The 15,665-nt window shown below is 71.3% G+C and carries 12 protein-coding genes and 1 pseudogene; 4 read left to right on the top strand and 9 right to left on the bottom strand.

Annotated elements, in window-relative coordinates; translation table 11 throughout:
• Positions 1-145: 145 nt before the first annotated feature.
• Together FYW95_RS10775 and FYW95_RS10770 are read right to left on the bottom strand one after the other, a co-directional pair.
• Positions 146-1,021, bottom strand: coding sequence for a type IV toxin-antitoxin system AbiEi family antitoxin (locus FYW95_RS10775; RefSeq protein WP_160050303.1), 876 nt, complete (start codon positions 1,019-1,021; stop codon positions 146-148).
• An 83-nt stretch (positions 1,022-1,104) separates the two neighbouring features.
• Positions 1,105-2,199: a VldE C-terminal domain-containing protein gene (locus FYW95_RS10770; protein WP_160050302.1), complete on the bottom strand. Its 1,095-nt coding sequence runs from the start codon at positions 2,197-2,199 to the stop codon at positions 1,105-1,107.
• Between the two features lie 421 nt (positions 2,200-2,620).
• On the opposite strand from FYW95_RS10770, the gene FYW95_RS10765 reads away from it, so the two are divergent.
• Positions 2,621-3,595 carry a hypothetical protein gene (locus FYW95_RS10765; protein WP_160050301.1) on the top strand — a complete coding sequence of 325 codons (975 nt, stop codon included), beginning with the start codon at positions 2,621-2,623 and terminating at the stop codon, positions 3,593-3,595.
• Between the two features lie 14 nt (positions 3,596-3,609).
• On the opposite strand, the gene FYW95_RS10760 is transcribed toward FYW95_RS10765, so the two are convergent.
• From FYW95_RS10760 to FYW95_RS27665, 4 genes are all read right to left on the bottom strand, one after another.
• Positions 3,610-6,042, bottom strand: coding sequence for a glycosyltransferase family 4 protein (locus tag FYW95_RS10760; protein WP_160050300.1), 2,433 nt, complete (start codon positions 6,040-6,042; stop codon positions 3,610-3,612).
• Positions 6,043-6,280: 238 nt separating this feature from the next.
• Positions 6,281-6,955 carry an aggregation-promoting factor C-terminal-like domain-containing protein gene (locus FYW95_RS10755; protein WP_160050299.1) on the bottom strand — a complete coding sequence of 225 codons (675 nt, stop codon included), beginning with the start codon at positions 6,953-6,955 and terminating at the stop codon, positions 6,281-6,283.
• A gap of 30 nt (positions 6,956-6,985) precedes the next feature.
• Complete coding sequence (locus tag FYW95_RS10750) at positions 6,986-7,354, bottom strand: hypothetical protein (protein ID WP_236568093.1); 369 nt, start codon at positions 7,352-7,354, stop codon at positions 6,986-6,988.
• 170 nt (positions 7,355-7,524) lie between these two features.
• Complete coding sequence (locus FYW95_RS27665; protein ID WP_236568094.1) at positions 7,525-8,481, bottom strand: OmpA family protein; 957 nt, start codon at positions 8,479-8,481, stop codon at positions 7,525-7,527.
• A gap of 961 nt (positions 8,482-9,442) precedes the next feature.
• Here FYW95_RS27665 and FYW95_RS10740 point away from each other — a divergent pair.
• Positions 9,443-10,669 carry a TIGR04222 domain-containing membrane protein gene (locus tag FYW95_RS10740; RefSeq protein ID WP_160050298.1) on the top strand — a complete coding sequence of 409 codons (1,227 nt, stop codon included), beginning with the start codon at positions 9,443-9,445 and terminating at the stop codon, positions 10,667-10,669.
• A 141-nt stretch (positions 10,670-10,810) separates the two neighbouring features.
• Here the strand turns inward: FYW95_RS10740 and FYW95_RS10735 are convergent, their stop codons facing one another.
• Entirely contained in the window at positions 10,811-11,818 is a 1,008-nt protein-coding gene (locus tag FYW95_RS10735; protein ID WP_159945257.1) for an LLM class flavin-dependent oxidoreductase, read from the bottom strand.
• 181 nt (positions 11,819-11,999) lie between these two features.
• Between FYW95_RS10735 and FYW95_RS10730 the strand changes: the two genes are divergently transcribed.
• The gene (locus FYW95_RS10730; RefSeq protein ID WP_159945258.1) at positions 12,000-12,365 is read left to right on the top strand and encodes an ArsR/SmtB family transcription factor; all 366 of its coding nucleotides are present in this window, start codon (positions 12,000-12,002) and stop codon (positions 12,363-12,365) included.
• A 605-nt stretch (positions 12,366-12,970) separates the two neighbouring features.
• Positions 12,971-15,031, top strand: coding sequence for a serine/threonine protein kinase (locus FYW95_RS10725; protein WP_159945259.1), 2,061 nt, complete (start codon positions 12,971-12,973; stop codon positions 15,029-15,031).
• A gap of 87 nt (positions 15,032-15,118) precedes the next feature.
• Here the strand turns inward: FYW95_RS10725 and FYW95_RS28140 are convergent, their stop codons facing one another.
• Positions 15,119-15,280: a hypothetical protein gene (locus FYW95_RS28140; protein WP_236568095.1), complete on the bottom strand. Its 162-nt coding sequence runs from the start codon at positions 15,278-15,280 to the stop codon at positions 15,119-15,121.
• Positions 15,281-15,344: 64 nt separating this feature from the next.
• A pseudogene (locus FYW95_RS28885) lies at positions 15,345-15,557 on the bottom strand (DUF418 domain-containing protein); the annotation flags it as partial.
• Between the last annotated feature and the right edge of the window lie 108 nt (positions 15,558-15,665).

Genomic DNA, 15,665 nt, shown 5'->3' with positions numbered 1-15,665 from the left:
TCTGGCCGATTGTGGTCGCGCCGTCACCGCCCTGCGCCCCCTTCCCCGCGCGTGGCCGCCCCGGGGGCCCGGAACACCCGGTTCGCCTCGCCCGCCCGGGGCGGCCGGCGCCGCCGGGAACGGGAGGGGCGCGACGGGGCGGGCATCAGATCCTCCCCGGATCGAGCAGCCGGGGCGGGTCCTTCTCGTAGGACCGCAGCCGCCCTCGGATGCGGGCGAGGCGCTCGGGCGGGCAGGACCAGCCCCGCCGGAGGAGGGTGTCCAGAATCCGGCGCAGCAACCGGTGCGGACGGCACTGGAGGTCGTACACGCTGACCGTGACCACCTCCCAGTCCCGCGAGCGCATGGCGGCGTAGCGGTCGCGGTCCCTGGCCCGGGCGCGCGGAGAGGAGTGGAACAGCAGGCTGTCGTACTCCAGCGCCACCCGCTGGTCGGGCCAGCCCAGGTCGGCGCGGAACAGGCCCCGGTCGGTGCGGACCGGGCACTGCGCCACCGGCGGGGGCAGGAGCGCCTCCAGGACCAGGACCCGGGTCCAGGACTCGGCGGGGGACTGGCTCAGCCCGCAGGAGTAGCGCAGCGCGGTCCGCAGCTGCCGGAGCCGGCGCCCCGGAGGGCTCCGGTGGGCGGCGCGCACCAGATCCGCCCGGGTCACCAGGTCGCGGGAGAGGAAGGCGTCCAGGCGGGCCGTGGCCGTGAACACCGAGGGGGCCCGGGCGGCCACGTCGGCGGCGGTGCGCTCGGGCGTGGTGAGGCGCAGCCCCTCCACCACGGTGCGGTCGGCGGCGGGCATCGGGGAACGGTGCGCGATGACCGGCACGCCGCTCGTGCGCACGCCCCGGGGCAGGGCCACGTGCGCGCGGACGCGGGTGGCGCGGGTGCCGGCCGGGTACAGGTCCACCCCCCACAGGTAGGCGGCGGTGAGGTCGCAGACGACGGCGTCGGGGGAGAGCGGGCCCACGATGGGGACCAGGGTGCGCAGGAGCAGGGAACGGTCGGGAAGGGGTTCCGCACAGACTGTCATACATCCAGGTTCGGGGGGCGGGAGAGGACGGACAAGCCCTCCCGCGCCCTGTGGACAACCGCGGTCGGGCCCGGCTGGCGGCGTCAGCGCATGGGGCCGTCGCCCGCGGCCAGGTGGATGTGGTCGACGTGGTTCTGGGTGTTGTTCTGCCGGTCTTCCATCGGACGCCGCACGCTCTCCCACGGCCCCACCGGGTCGCCGCGGGTGGCGTTCCAGATGTGCTGCTCGTAGATGATGCCCTTGATCCCCAGCTGCCGGGCGTTCTGGATGGACCAGTTGATCACCTCGACGGCGGTGGCGTGCATCGCGTCGGTGGGCCTACCTCCCAGGTCGGCCACCATGTAGTCGACGGCCTCACCGGTGTGGTGGTCGCTGCCCGGCTCGTTGCGCTGGCCGCCCGCGTTGAGGTAGAAACCGCCGAACTCGGCCTGCAGGCGCTGGTGCACCGCGCACATGACCGGGTGCAGCGCGCCCAGGGACGAACAGTCCACCATCGGCCCTCCTCCGAAGATCACGTTCGGGTTGAACCTGTAGCGGCCCTCCTGGTCGACCAGGTGCACGTCGATCAGCCGTTTGGCGGAGCCCAGGTCGGTGATGGGCCCGCCGTCGCAGACGAGCTCCCCCGCGTCCCGCCCGCACTGGGAGGGGACGCGCACGATGGCGATGGCCGAGGCGTTGCCGACCACGGTGCGGGACTCGTCCTCGGTGCCGTCGCAGACCACGTCGTTCCAGTGCCGGGAACCGTCCTCCTCCAGTTCCTTCTGGCACCGGGCGCCGCGCACCTCCACCCGCACGATGTTGCCGCTGCGCCCCATGACGTTGTCACTGGCGCGGATGCTGGTGAGGACCGCCCCGTTGGCCCGGGCGTACTCCCTGGCGCGGGCCTCGGCGACCTCCTCCTCGAACCACGGCATCGGGTACGCGCCGTTCAGCATCTCCCGAGCGGCCTTGTCCTGCAGGGCGCCCACCGCGGCCAGCGCGGCGGCGTCGGCCGCGGTCTGGGTCTGCGAACGCGAGTCGTTGGCGGCGCCCACCCGCACGAACAGCAGAGTCAGCGCCAGCAGGGCCAGGGTGAGTCCGAACAGGAGCAGGATGTTGGCCTGCCCGTCGTCGCGGCGGCCCATCAGGTGCCGTCCGGGCCGGGAGGGCCGCAGGGGGAGGATCCGTCGCAGTCCCATGCCTTGTCCGTGGAGGGGAGGGGGTCGCTTCCGGGGGGGAAGCGGGGTCGTCGGGAACGGGTCGCGTCGCCCGTGGTGCACGCGTGACCACATGCGGACAGCACCCGCCCCGGGAAGCTTATCCGGGCGGGTCGGCACGCGATAGGGCCTGTGCGCGGCCGCCGCGCCGCGTGGGGCGTGTGGGACGGCGTTTGCACTGGTGACCGCGGTCGGGGCCGTGCGCACGGGTAAGGGCTTTGTCCACACCGGGCCACAGCGCCGCCCTCCGGCCGTCAAACCGACCCCCGTGTTTTGTCCGAGTGTTCGTCCGCCCGGTGGCCGTACGCAGGAGTATGGACCCTGGCCGGTGCGCGCCCAGCGCGGAACGCCGCGGTGCCCGGCCGACAGACCTACCGGACGCAGACGAAGCGAAGGCGAGAACATGAGCGCCCGTAAAGCCCTGACCCCCGTCGAACAGGACGAGTACCTCCGAGCCGTCGGGACGGACCTGCTCCGGGCCGCCCCCGACGGCTGGGTCAAGCTCCGGCTCGTGTACGCGGGGCTGGGCACCCGCGAGACCGCCACCCTCGACGTGCTCTTCGAGGGCGGGCGCAGCACCGGCTGGGTTCCGCCGCTGTCCGCGCTGGAGCGGCTCCGGGCACTGCGCGCGGGCATGCACGCCCGGGGAACGGGGACCTGGTACACGGCCTACTACGAGGTCGAGCGGCCCGGAAGCTACCGCGTCCGGTACGACTACGACGGCGAGCCCCACTTCGACGACCCCGGGGACGCCGCCGGCTACGCCCTGGAACTGGAACGGTTCCCCCGCGACGACGAGCGCGTGCCCGACTGGCTGTGGGAGCGGTTGGAGGGCGGGGACCGCGTGCCGGACGCCGCGGCCGAGAGCTCGCCCTACTGGGGTCTGGCCACCGCTCCGCGCCCGGCCCCGGGGGCGCCCATGGCACCGGGCGGCATGTCCCCCGAGGAGATGATGGACACCGTCCAGGAGATCGTCGACCTGACGCTCGCCGCCGTCCACGGGCAGTGGAGCGAGCTCGTCATCGAGTACCGCGGGCTCGTGGCGGTGTCCTCCGCCCGGGTGCGGGTACGCAGAACCGACGGTTCCGCGGAGTGGGACCTGCTCCTTCCCGAGGTCGGGCGGCTGCTGGACCGCCTGCGCACGGGGATGTACCAGGCGGGCAAGGGCACGTGGTTCACCGCCCGCTTCACGGTGAACGCCTCACGGGAGATCGAGGCGCACTTCGACCACGACGCCCCGCCCGAGTTCGGCTGCGAACCCGACCCCCGCAGCTTCCACCAGGACATCCAGCGCTTCCCGCGCAGCGCCGACCACCTGCCCGACTGGCTGCTGGACCGGCTCAGCCTGGCCCAGCGGATGATCCGCGCCGGACGGTAGGGGCCGGAGCGCGGTCAGCCCAGTCTCCGCCGCAGGGCCTCCCACATCCGCACGTCGGCGACGGTGACCTTCAGGTCGCCGGACCCGAAGGGGGCCACGGTCACCGAACGCGCGTAGGGGCCGTGGTTCCAGCGGCGCGCGGTACGGACCGGGACCGCGGCGGCGCCCAGGCGGCCCAGCGCCCCGGCGGGCCCCACCAGCAGCCGCAGCCGCCACGACGCCCGGATCGCCGACCCGTCCGTGTACTCCTCGCGGCCCAGGAGCGGCAGGGTTCCCGCCAGGCGGCCGGTGCGCGCGCCGGGGGCGGAGACGGGCAGGAGCGGGAAGCGCTGCCCGGCGTCGGTGCCGCGCACCACCTCCACGGCGTACTCGGCCTCGTCCGGGAGCGGGCACGCCAGGCGCACCTCCAAGCGCAGCCTCCGCCCGCGGCGTCCGGTGGGGTGGGCCCGGACCTCGTCCACCTCCAGCACCGGCGCCAGCGGCGAGCTGCGCAGCCCCAGGCGGTCGTTGACGGTGTAGTAGGGGCGCACCCGCGCGCCGCACCCGTACCGGGCCTCCACCCGCTGGGCCGGGTACCCGATGATCTTCCGGTACCCCGCCACACCGGCCAGGTGGCGTCCCACGGTGCACTCGGCGCCGTCGGAGAGCACCAGGCGCAGCTCCCACTTCTCCGACTCGCCCTCCCGGCCGCGGACCACCTCCGCGGGGTCGACGACGGCGGTGAACACGCCGTCGCCGTCCACCGGTGCGGGGAACTCCCGCACGGACCGGGGGGAGGTGCGCAGCCGGGCCGTCAGGCGGGCACCGGCGTCCGGGTCGCGGCGCCCCAGCACCCGCCCCCGCACGGTGATCAGCCCGTCGCCCGACTCCACGTGCCCCACCTCGGCGTGGTGCGCCGAACGGCGCACGTGGAGCACCAGGCGGCCCTTGTCCGACCGGGCGGGCAGCACCAGGGCCAGACTCCGCACCTCGTCCGGCGCCAGCGGATACCCCTGCTGGTGGATCTCCACGTCGCGGACCGGACCCTCCCGGTCGCCGTCCACACGCAGGACCTCCCACGTGTGCGCGGTCAGGCGGGCGCGCCGGACGTCCACGACCGTTTCTCCGGAGGCGTCCACGTCCAGGTCCACCCTCTGCCCGGACCGGACCAGGGCGACCCGGTCCGGCGGGTCGGGGAAGGACAGCACGGCGGTTCCGTCCCCGCTCGCCCTCACCCGGCAGGAGGCGGGCGGCTCCGGACGGGGAGCGGGCACCGTCGGGCGGAGGGTGGGCAGCGGCCGTCCGGACAGCTCCGAGATCAGCTCCTCGTGCCGCAGCACGACGTTGGCGGGGTCGAACCGCTCGGAGTCCACCAGGGCGGCGGCGGACATCCGGCGGCGCAGGCCGTCGTCGGCCATGAGCTCGGCCAGCCCCTCGGCGATCCCGGCGGCGGACCGGTTGGGCACGAGCAGGCCGTCCTCGTGGTCGTGGATGATCGAGGCCGGGCCGTGGGGGCAGTCCGTGCTGACCACGGGCAGGCCCGAGCGCATGGCCTCCACGATCGTCATCCCGAACGGTTCCTCGCTGGAGGTGGCCGCCGCGAACGCGCCCTGGGCCCAGGCCTCCTCCACCCGCGGGTGCGGCCCCATCAGCCACACCCTGTCCTGGAGCCCGAGGGAGGCCACCAGCCGGGCCAGGGCCGTGCGCCGGTCGCCGCGCCCGTAGATGCGCAGGGTCCAGTCGGGGAAGTCGTCGCAGACCATGGAGAAGGCCTGGACGAGGAGGTCGTGCCGCTTGCTGGGCGCGAGCCTTCCGGCGGAGACGATCGTGCGGGTGTTGTAGCCGTTGGCGGTGAAAGGCGGGGCGGGCACCGAGTTGGGGATGGAGCGCACGTCCACCCCGGGCAGGGCCATCCGCTCGCGGTAGGTGCGCGCGTCGGCCTCGGTCACGGTGACGAACGCGTCCAGGTGCGGGTACTCGGTCTCCATCACGTGGCGCAGCGGTTCGCCGTGCTGTTCGTAGGTCAGGTGCTCCTGCCCGATCTTCAGCACGCGCCGCGGCGCGGCCCGGGCGATGACCACGTTCAGTCCCGGCCGGGTGCCCACCACCATGTCGGCGTCGGTGGTGGCGAGGTACTCCTCCAGGCGGTCGTCGGTCAGGCGGCTGTGGGTGGACCCGCGGGCGTCCTCGGGCGGGAAGAGCAGCGGGGGCACCCCGGCCCGCTCCGAGTTCTCGTACAGGGGGCGGCCCTCCACACCCGTGCCGTAGGAGCTGTCGTAGTCACGCACGTCGACGAGCGGACGCAGGCGCACCCCGGGGGGCACGGGCAGGACGGGTTCGGCGCGGTGCCGGAACACGGAGACGATCTCGACCTCGTGCCGCGCGGACAGGGCCGCCGCCTGGTTGGCGACGGTACGGACGGTGCCGCCGATGCCGTACATGTCGTTGATCAGATAGGCGATCTTCACAGAGCCCCCGTGGTCTCGGTGCCGCCCCGTGCCGGTTCCCGGCCCGGGCGTGCACGGTCGAACGGACGAACAGGCCATGGACGTCGCCTAGAAGGAGATGCCCCTTATGTCCGATAAGTCGACAGGGTTTGCCGAGCTCTGGAGTTTTTTTACGTAACTTTCACGGGCCGCGGAGGCGACACGCCCGGGGGTGGGACCGCGTTCGTATACGGCGGCTCGGAGAGCGGGGGAGGCGGCCTCAGTAGGTGCCGGTGTCCTCCCAGTACGCCCATGCGTCGCACGGGGATTCGTAGGTCTCGTCGATGTAGGCCAGGCCCCAGGCGATCTGCTCCCGGGGGCTCTCCCGGAACCCCGAGGGCATGGTGCCGTGCCGGGCGGGGTTGAACCCGGTGATGCCGTTGTCACCGGTGTTGGGGTTGATGAGCGTGTGGTCCCAGTGGGAGACAACGCCCCAGAGGTTCTTCAGGCACTCCCAGTCGGTGTCCTGCCAGCCCTGGGCCGAGGCCATGTTCATGGCCAGGGACTCGTTCTCCAGGGCGTTGGAGTTGCCGCTGCCCCACTCGTACTCCTCGGGTTCCTCCGGCCGGTCGGCGTCCACCCAGGTCTGGTCGCCGCATCCGGGCCCCTCGACGAGGCAGACCATCTGCCGGACCCCGTTGTTGAAGGTCCGGCTGAGTTCGAGCTGGTAGACCGCGACCATGATCGCCGCGGCGAGGACGGTGACCGCGGCCAGCTCCACGAACGCGGCGCCCCGGTCGAGCGCGGCCCGGGAGGCGGGACGCAGCCGGCGCAGGAGCCGTCCGGCCCAGCGCAGCACCCGCGGTGGCCCGTTGCGGTCGCCGGACCGCCCGGGAGGCCCTGTGGGGGAGGGGTGCCGGGTGTCCGCGAGTTCGGGACGGTTGGGGGTGGGCAAGCCGACTCCTACAGCTCTGTGTGGCGGGGTTCAGGAGATGGGGATGTCTTCGATGGGGTCGAAGTTGGGAATTTCAACCGTTATCGCCTCAAGATCTTCGGGGACAGAGAAGAGGGACCAGTAGGCGATCTTCTCGCCGGGGTCTAGAACTTTAATAAGTTCATTAGACTCTTCTCCTGAGCAGAGGCAATATCCCTTGCCATCCATGATTGGCCTGTATCGGGTTCCTTCTTTAGTGCTGAGTGCCGTTACGCCTGCAAAATTCTGCCCAGAGTAAGTGTAGGAACCGTCTTTGAGCCAGGCCAAGGGGGATTGCGTGTTTCCGTTGTTTTCAATGCTCCATGTTATTGATAGGAAAGATCCAGTTTCGTCTCGCTCAACTTGATTGACCTCTGCCATGAGTCCGCTCGACAAGGGGCTGTTGCTCTGCGATGCCCCTAGGGTGTCTAAATCTCCTTGGCGAATTTTTGGTGAAGCCGCACCGATGCCTGTTGACACTAGTAGCGTGGTTGCCGTTGCAACAATAAACAGACATGGAGAGAAAGGGAATTTTCGCATCTTCGTCTCCGCTATTTCTCAAACGTGACGCTTACTCGCCGGTTTCGCTCGCGTCCTTCTTCGGTGTCATTGTCCCCAATGGGGTCGGCGGAACCGTGACCCTCGACTTCAAAGGCAACTCCTTCTCTCGAGACCAGCTCTGAGAGTGCCGCTTCAACTGCCTTGGCGCGATCTTCCGATAGGGGAATGTTGACGTTATCGCTTCCGGTGTTATCTGCGTATCCGTCAACTTTGACGACAGTCGAACTGGCGTCGTTGATCTCCTGTGCTACTTGTTCAAGTATTTCTTCGGCGTTCGAATTGAGTTGAGAACTGTTGGTTTCAAAGAGAACATCGGAAGAGAGTATGATGCTTACTTCGTCACCGCTTTCGGTGCGCCCAGTATTGTCCGCAGTGTCGTCCGAGATCATGGTGAGCGGGATGATCTCCGGTTTAGAAAGTCCTGAGTTTTCTACTGTCTCGGAAGAGTTGCTAATGGGAATATCAAATATAGGCGGAGTGATGGGTGTGGTGATGGTCATAGCTTCAACTTCTGGCGGAGGCTCTGGGAAAATAACCCACATTTCCGCAGTTTCTCCAGGTTGTATGTCTTCCACCAGGGTCGAACAGAAACAGGACCCATCGCTTTGATTTAAGCTAAGATGTCTTGTTTTATTTACTGCGTCCAGTAGAGTTATCCTTCCCCCGGTGTAGGGGTTTGCTATCCCGCCAAGGCTGTCGTCAAAAAAATAACTTCTCCCCGAGTTGTTGGTTACGCCAAAGCGAAGTCTTATGAGGTCTTCTCCTACGCGCTCAAGGGCATAGATATCAATTTGATAGGCTTCGCCGATTGCGGTGGAAGAAGTTATACTGCTTGCGATTATACCTTTATCGGTTGAGTCTGGTGGAGTGGGAGAAGTGGATGGGGCGGAAGATACTCCCTGGGGTGTGTCCTCATCGCTTCTTTCAGGCTCGTCGGATGACACCACACAGCCAGAAGAAATGAGGAGTATGATTACGGTTAAGGGCCAAATTGAAAACGAAGGCCGAGTTGCCTTTTTTGGGGACTTTGGATGCTTTCTTGTCAAATTTCGCCAATCTCTCTTGTGGTTGTTCTACCACCCCTTTGCTGTGGTTGTTGGGGTGTTTAAAATCTACGGTACTTCGCTACTTGTGGGACCGCGAAGAACCCGGTCGACCGCCCCTCGGATGCCATTGCTTATACTTTCTGCAAGTCCTAGCTGGTAAACCGCGAATGCTACGGCCGCGACGAGTATCAGGATCGCTGCGTACTCCACGATCCCGGCGCCCCGGTCCTCTTTTTTGGAGGCTGGCACTAGGAAAGCACTGAGCGACACCCAGAGCCTGGTCAAACTGTTCACAGAGCAACTCCTTGGGGGATGGGGGTCTTACGGCGCCGGTTCAGGGCGTCCAGGGGAGTTGGTGAACCCTTGCCGGGGCCCACCGGGGGTCCGCGGGTGGGCGGCGTGTGTCCACGGATTCCCACTATCCGCCACGAGCACCAGTGTCCACCCGGCTTCTGACCGGATGTGGCCATCTTTCTTCAGGATGCCCCACGGAACCTTCGGCCACACGTTGTCCACAGGGCCTGGTGAAAGGCCCAGGTGGAAGCGGGTGGCCAGGTGAAGGAGGGGGCACGCTTCCCCGCCGCGGGGAGTCACGGTTGGTGTTCGTCGCATCACCATGATGGCACGCGCCCCACCAGGGGCGCTATGGCCCGGGCGGAAATGCCGGACCACTCCGGGTACGCGAATCCGCGCTGGTGTTGGATGGGATCCGCTGTTCCGCCGCCGGTGCGGAGCACGCCGAGGCAGGACCGTGCTCCGAGTCGTCCCCTGGCACCCCGCAGCCCTCCGCACCTGCCCCGAAACCCCGGCGTCATCCTCCGGACCCCCGACCCGATGACCCGACACGACGAGAGGTGGCGGTGTGGACGGCAGTACCCTTTTCGCCCTGGTGGCGGCCCTTGCAGTGGGACTGGCGGTCGGAGCCCTCCCACTCCTCGGCATCCTGCGCGCCAGCCGCGCCCTCCGCGCGGCCCGCCGACTCGCGGCGGACAGCGCGGCCGGTTCCGGCTCCGCACCCGCGGACCCGGGCGACCTGAACCCCTACGAACTGGCCCTGCTCTGCGGCGGCCCCGTCCGGGTGGGTGAGACCGCCGTGACGGACGCCTTCCTCCACGGCCGCGTCCGTCAGCGGACCTCGGGGGGCTTCTTCACGCTCGTCGGCCCCTCGCGCCCCTACACGCACGAGAAGAGCCCGGTCCGCCGCGACCTCGTCAAGGCCTTCAAGAACAGGGTCGGGGTCAGCGCCCGCGAGATGGTGCGCCGGGTCGTCCACGGCAAGGGCGTACAGCGGATCCGCTCCGACCTCGCCCGAGCCGGTCTGATCATCGACTCGGACCAGCTGCGCCACTCGCTTCGGGCGCGGGGGAAGGCTGCGGGCGCGATCCGGTGGATGCGCACGCTCGCCGTGTTCGTCGCGGTCGGTGGCGTAGGCGGGTTCCTCCTGATGGAGTCCGTCACCATTCCGCTCGCCCTTCTCACCGCGGGACTGGCCTGTGCGGCCGTCCTGGTGGCCGCGCAGGCGGTCGTGGCGGCGACCGGCGGCCCCGCGCTCCTGCCCAACACCCCCGCCGGGGACGCGGTGGTCGCCCTGGCCCGGGAGCGGTACGGCCTGCCGTCAGGCCGCACCTCCGACGGCGGGCGGGCATCCGACGCTATGACGCGCGACCGGGCGGTCCGCTCCACGGCGGTCACCGGTTTCCTCGGGCTGCGGCGCTCCGCTTCCTCCGCCGGAGCCCGCCACCTGCGGAGCGGGACGCCCCGCACCTCGTCCACCCCCTCCTCCGACAGCGGGTCCGCGAGTGTCGACAACGTGCTCTACGCCTCTCACCCCGGGGCGGTGGCCGAGGCGGAACCGGAGTCAGGGCCCGACCTCATCGACCTGGACGGCCTGTGCGCGTTCGCGGACCTGTGCCAGGACCCCCCGGGCTCCGGGGCGGGCGGAGGCACCTCCGGCGACGGCGGCTGGTCCGGCGGTTTCCCGGGCACGGGCGGCGGCTCTTCTGGCAGCGGTGACTCCGGAGGCGGCTGGGGCGGTGGCGGCGACAGCGGCGGTGGTGGCGGGGACGGAGGTGGGGGCGGCGGAGAGTGACCTCTCGGCCACCCCGGACACGATTCCGGGCGGGGTTCTCCGCGAACCCCGCCCGGCGTTCCCGCACCGGGAAGGCGGTGCCGCTGCCTGCCTACAGCGGACGCCGCCACCCTTGACCGTCTCCCGGTCCGGGACGTGGGATCAGCCCTGTTCCGGTCCCCGCAGACCGGCCAGCTCCGCCAACAGCTCGAACGAACGCAGACGAGCCTTCTGGTCGTAGATCATCGACGACACCATCACCTCGTCCACACCCGTGTCAGTGACGAACAGTTCGAGCTTGCGGCGGACCGTGCCCGGTGAGCCCACGAACGAGTAACGAAGCATGTGGTCCAGGCGTTCCTTCTCCCCGGGGCGCCATGCGGTGGCCAGGCTCTCGACCGGCGGGCGCAGCCGCCCGCGCGCCCCGCGCAGCGTGCCCAGGAACGCCTGCTGCATGGTCGTGAACAGGCGCTCGGCCTCCTCGTCGGTGTCGGCGACGAAGGCGTTCACGCCCGCCATCGCGTAGGGCGCGTCCAGCTGTCCGGAGGGCCGGAAGCCGGTCTGGTAGGCCTTCAGCGCCTCGTACAGGGCGTCGGGGGCGAAGTGTGAGGCGAACGCGTACGGCAGGCCCAGCTGAGCCGCGAGCTGGGCACCGAAGAGGCTGGATCCCAGGATCCACAGCGGCACCCGCAGCCCTTCACCCGGGATCGCGCGGACGGGCTGCCCGGGCTCCGCGGGCTCGAAGAACCCCTGGAGTTCCTGCACGTCGCTGGGGAAGGTCGCCGACGCGCTGTGGTCGCGGCGCAGCGCCATCATCGTGCGCGGATCGGTTCCCGGCGCGCGCCCCAGGCCGAGGTCGATCCGCCCCGGGTAGAGCGACTCCAGCGTGCCGAACTGCTCGGCGATCACCAGAGGCGCGTGGTTGGGCAGCATGACCCCGCCCGCGCCGATCCGGATGGTGGAGGTGCCCTCGGCGACGAACCCCAGCGACACGGCGGTGGCGGCGCTCGCGATGGCCTGCATGTTGTGGTGCTCCGAGAGCCAGAAGCGCTTGTATCCGAGCCGTTCCGCGTGCTGGGCGAGTTCGCGCGCCGCACGCAGCGCCTCGCCCGGTGTGGAACCCTCGGCGATGCTGGCGTGGTCGAGCACCGACAGCGCGACGTTGGACATGATGGCCCTCTTCCCCTGCTTCGTGGCGGATCCGGCGGCGAGACCGGAAGGGGGAGCCCCGTTCCCGACCGACCTTGTCATTCGATGTTCGACGAATATCGAAATACGACGGTACACTCGCCCCTGTTCGCGAGCCAAATCCCGTCTGGTCCCGACCAGGCCCCATGTGAGGAGGACCGTCTTGGCTCCCAGGGAGCACGCGCACCCCGCCCTCCGCGAGGTGGAACTGGTCACGGTCCTGGCCGCGCTCGCCGAGCCGACCCGGCTGCGTATCGTGCGGATGCTCGCCGCCCTGGAGGGGGAGCGGGCGTGGAAGGACATCGACCTGCCCATCGCCCAGTCGACGCTGAGCCACCACCTCAAGATCCTGCGCAACGCCGGTCTGGTACAGAACCGCACCGAAGGGACGCGGTGCTTCGTCTCGCTGCGCTACGAGGAACTGGAGGGCCGCTTCCCGGGGCTGCTGGAGTGCGTGCTCGCCTGCCGGGACTCGATGGCCGCCTCAGAGGAGGAAGGCGCCTCCGCCAGCGCCGCCCCGCACCGCTAGCACTGCCCCCGGGCCGTCCGTATTCCGAGCTTCCGGACTCCTTCACCACTCGGAACCCCGTCACCCCCAGCCCCGGGTACCCCGCCCTCCCCGGGTTCGCGCGCCGCACGGCACCGCACGGGACGCCCCGGCCCCCTCCGCGACGCACCGCCCCGGGCGGCAGCCGCTACGCGCAGGTCAGCGCCCAGTCACGACCGGACGGAAGTCGTGGCTGGGCGCTGTCCCCTCACGGTAGCGGCGGTGAACGCGCCTGTCAGGGGTTGCGCCCGCAGGCCCCCGTGTCCGCAACCGGCCGCGGGCACCCTTCCCGTGAACCCCGCGCAACGCATCCCCCGCCCTTCCGCCGTCCCCGCCTTCCGCCGCCGCCCACCCCGTCCCCGAACCGCGCGCGGTCACAGTGATCGCGCCCGCGCCCCCGTCCGGGCGGCGCCGTGCCCGCCCCGCCCCACCGGGACCGAAAGGCGACCCCGCGTGGTCACGATCTGACGGAGCGCGGAGTATGCCCGGGAATGTACGGTCGGATTCCGGTAGATTCACGTTCCCACGGGTCGGTGACGCGGACCGACAGGCGTTCCCCGGCCCAGGAGAGTGGAAGGCGTCCCCCCATGGCTCCACACCCGTCGGGCACCCTCCCGCCGCACGTGCGTCCCCTCAGCACCGATGACCCCGCGCGAATCGGCGACCACCGGCTCATCGGGCGCCTCGGAGACAACGGCGTCGGCGTGGTCTACGCCGCCGTGTCCCCGGGCGGGGAGCCGGTCGCCCTGACCGTCGCGCACGCCCCGTGGGCCCCCGCCGCCGACCCCGAGCGCAGGCTCGTCCTGCTCCGCCGCGGCCTGGGAACGTGCGCCGTCGGCGTCAGCGCCAGCGGAGACCTGCACGGACGACCCTGGACGGCGGTCCCCTACCTGCCCGGGGCCGACCTGGGCCGTCACGTGCGCGAGACCGGCCCGCTGCCCGAACCCGCCCTCCTGGTCCTGGCCGCCGGTACCGCCGAGGCCCTGGCCGCCGTCCACGCCGCGGGTGTACCCCACGGCGACGTCAGGCCCGGCAACGTCCTCGTGACCCCCCAGGGCCCCCGCCTGCTCGACCACGGCGTCGCACGTCAGCTCGACGACGGCGACGCGCCCACCACCGCGGGCGGCACCGGCTGGCTGGCCCCCGAACGCTACGCGGGCGCGCGCCCCGATCCCGCCTCCGACGTGTTCTCGTGGGCGTGCGTGGTGGTCCTGGCCGCCACCGGACGCGAGCCGTTCGGGGCGGACGCCTCCCCGCCGGAGGTGGCCCGCCGTGCCCGGGAGGGGACCGCCGACCTCGCCGCCGTACCCGTGCGCCTGCGCCCCGTGCTGTCCCGCGCCCTGTCGCCGGACCCGGCACGGCGCCCCTCGGCGGAGGAGCTCTACCTGGAGTGCCTGCTGCTGGCGGGCGTGGAGGACAGCGCCCCCCACCAGGTGTGGGCCGAACGGCTGCGCACCCTCACCGGCGCCTCCTGGCCCCGCGTGGACGTGGGCTGGCACCGGCCCGCGGAGTGGATCAGCGCCGCCCTGGGCCTGGCCGAGCACGAACCCGCCGACGCCGCGGACCCCGACGCCGCGGCCCCGGGCGGCCCGGGCCGGGGCGACGGACGGTCGCGCGCCAGCCTGCGCCGCCGCAAGGCGTTCGCACGCAGGCCCCCGGTCCTGGCGGTGGCCGCCGCCGTGTTCCTGGCCGCGGCCGTCGGCGGCGGCTACCTGCTCCTGGACGCCCTGGCGGGGGAGTCCGACACCACCGCGGCCAACTCCTCCACCGAACCCCCCGGGTCCACCGGGCCGAACGGACAGTCCGGGCAGGGCACCGGCCCCGCGGAGGGCGACGGCGGGCCCGGCACCGCACCCCCGACCGGCATGGACCTGGTCGCGGCCTCGCTGGACACCCTGCTGGCCGCCGAGTCCTTCGAACTCACCCTGCTCACCCACGCGGGCAGCGGTCGAGGGTACGGCCAGCCGCTGCCCGCGAACACCGCCGCCACCCCCACCCTCTTCGACCGCGTGCTCTACCAGGAGGGCCCGCCCCGGGCGCTGCGCTGGACCAGCACGGTCAGCGGCGCCCGTACCAGCGACCTCTGGCTGGTCGACGGGCAGCTGCTGCGCGGCGCGAACACCGCCTGGAACGGTCCGCCCACCTGGTACGCGGCCGAACCCGAGGTGCGGGGCGCGGCGGAGGCGTTCACCCCGGAACGGGTCCTGGAACCCCTGGCCCGCGTCGTGGAGAACGGGACCGTCACCGGGGAGGGGCCCGTGGTCTTCACCGCGCCCCCGACCCCCGAGGACGCCTACGGCCACCTGGGCGGGCAGGCCCCCGACGAGGTGCCCGCCGTCCTCGTGGAGGGCGAGTTCTCCGCCTTGGCGAGCCCCGAGGGGGAGACCACGGCCTTCACCCTGGTCGCCACCGAGGACGGGACCCCGCTGGCCTTCGCCACCGAGGGCGCCCCCTCGGGCGGCTACGTCCTCAGCGGGCGCCCGGTCTCCGAGGGCGTGCCGGTGTCCTTCCTGGCCCCCGACGCCCCCGAACCGGCGCTGTGGTACACCCGCTACACGTTCGTGGAGATCAACGGGGAACCCGACCCGGACGTCCCCGACCCCGACCAGGTCCGTGCGGAGGGCGCTCCCGCACCGCCGGGCACCTGACATCCCGAGAACGGTCCACACCCGGGGCAGCTGAACGCGGGGGCAACCTGGATCCGGGGGCGAAGGGACGCGGCCGCCCCGGCGGCCTCAGGAACCCCGGGGGCCGCCGTCCGCCGGTCCGCGCCAGGACGCGGGGGAGTGCGCCGTTCCCGCGTAGACCAGGCGGCGCAGCGCCGCCTCGGCCGGGCCGGGCCGCCCCGTGCGGCGCAGCCACTCTGCCAGGGCCACCGTCCCCAGCCAGGTGGCCACCCACCCCGGCCGCGCCGGTCACCCCCAGCGAGGCGCCCAGCCCTCCGGCGTAGGGGGCGAACACCAGTGTGAACACCACCGACTGCGCCAGGTAGCAGGTCAGCGAGCGCTGCCCCACCACCGCGACCGCCGTCACCGCCGAGGCCACCGCCGCGTGTGCCCGGTGCCGCTCCCACCGTGCCGCGAGCAGGCGCAGAACGGCCGCCCAGCCCAGCCCGCCGGACCAGCCGGTGGCCTCGTGCAGCAGCGCCAGCCCGTAGGCGCCGACGATGTCCACGGGCAGCACCAGGGCGCCGTGCGCGAACCCGAGACCAGCGCGATGAACAGCAGCATGAACCCGCGCGCCAGGTCGGGGGCCAGGGCACGGGCGGGGGAGGCGCCGCCA

It is taken from the genome of Nocardiopsis sp. FR4, assembly GCF_009830945.1.
In the GTDB taxonomy this organism is placed as follows: Bacteria; Actinomycetota; Actinomycetes; order Streptosporangiales; family Streptosporangiaceae; genus Nocardiopsis.
This window is presented reverse-complemented; position numbering and strand designations above follow the sequence as displayed.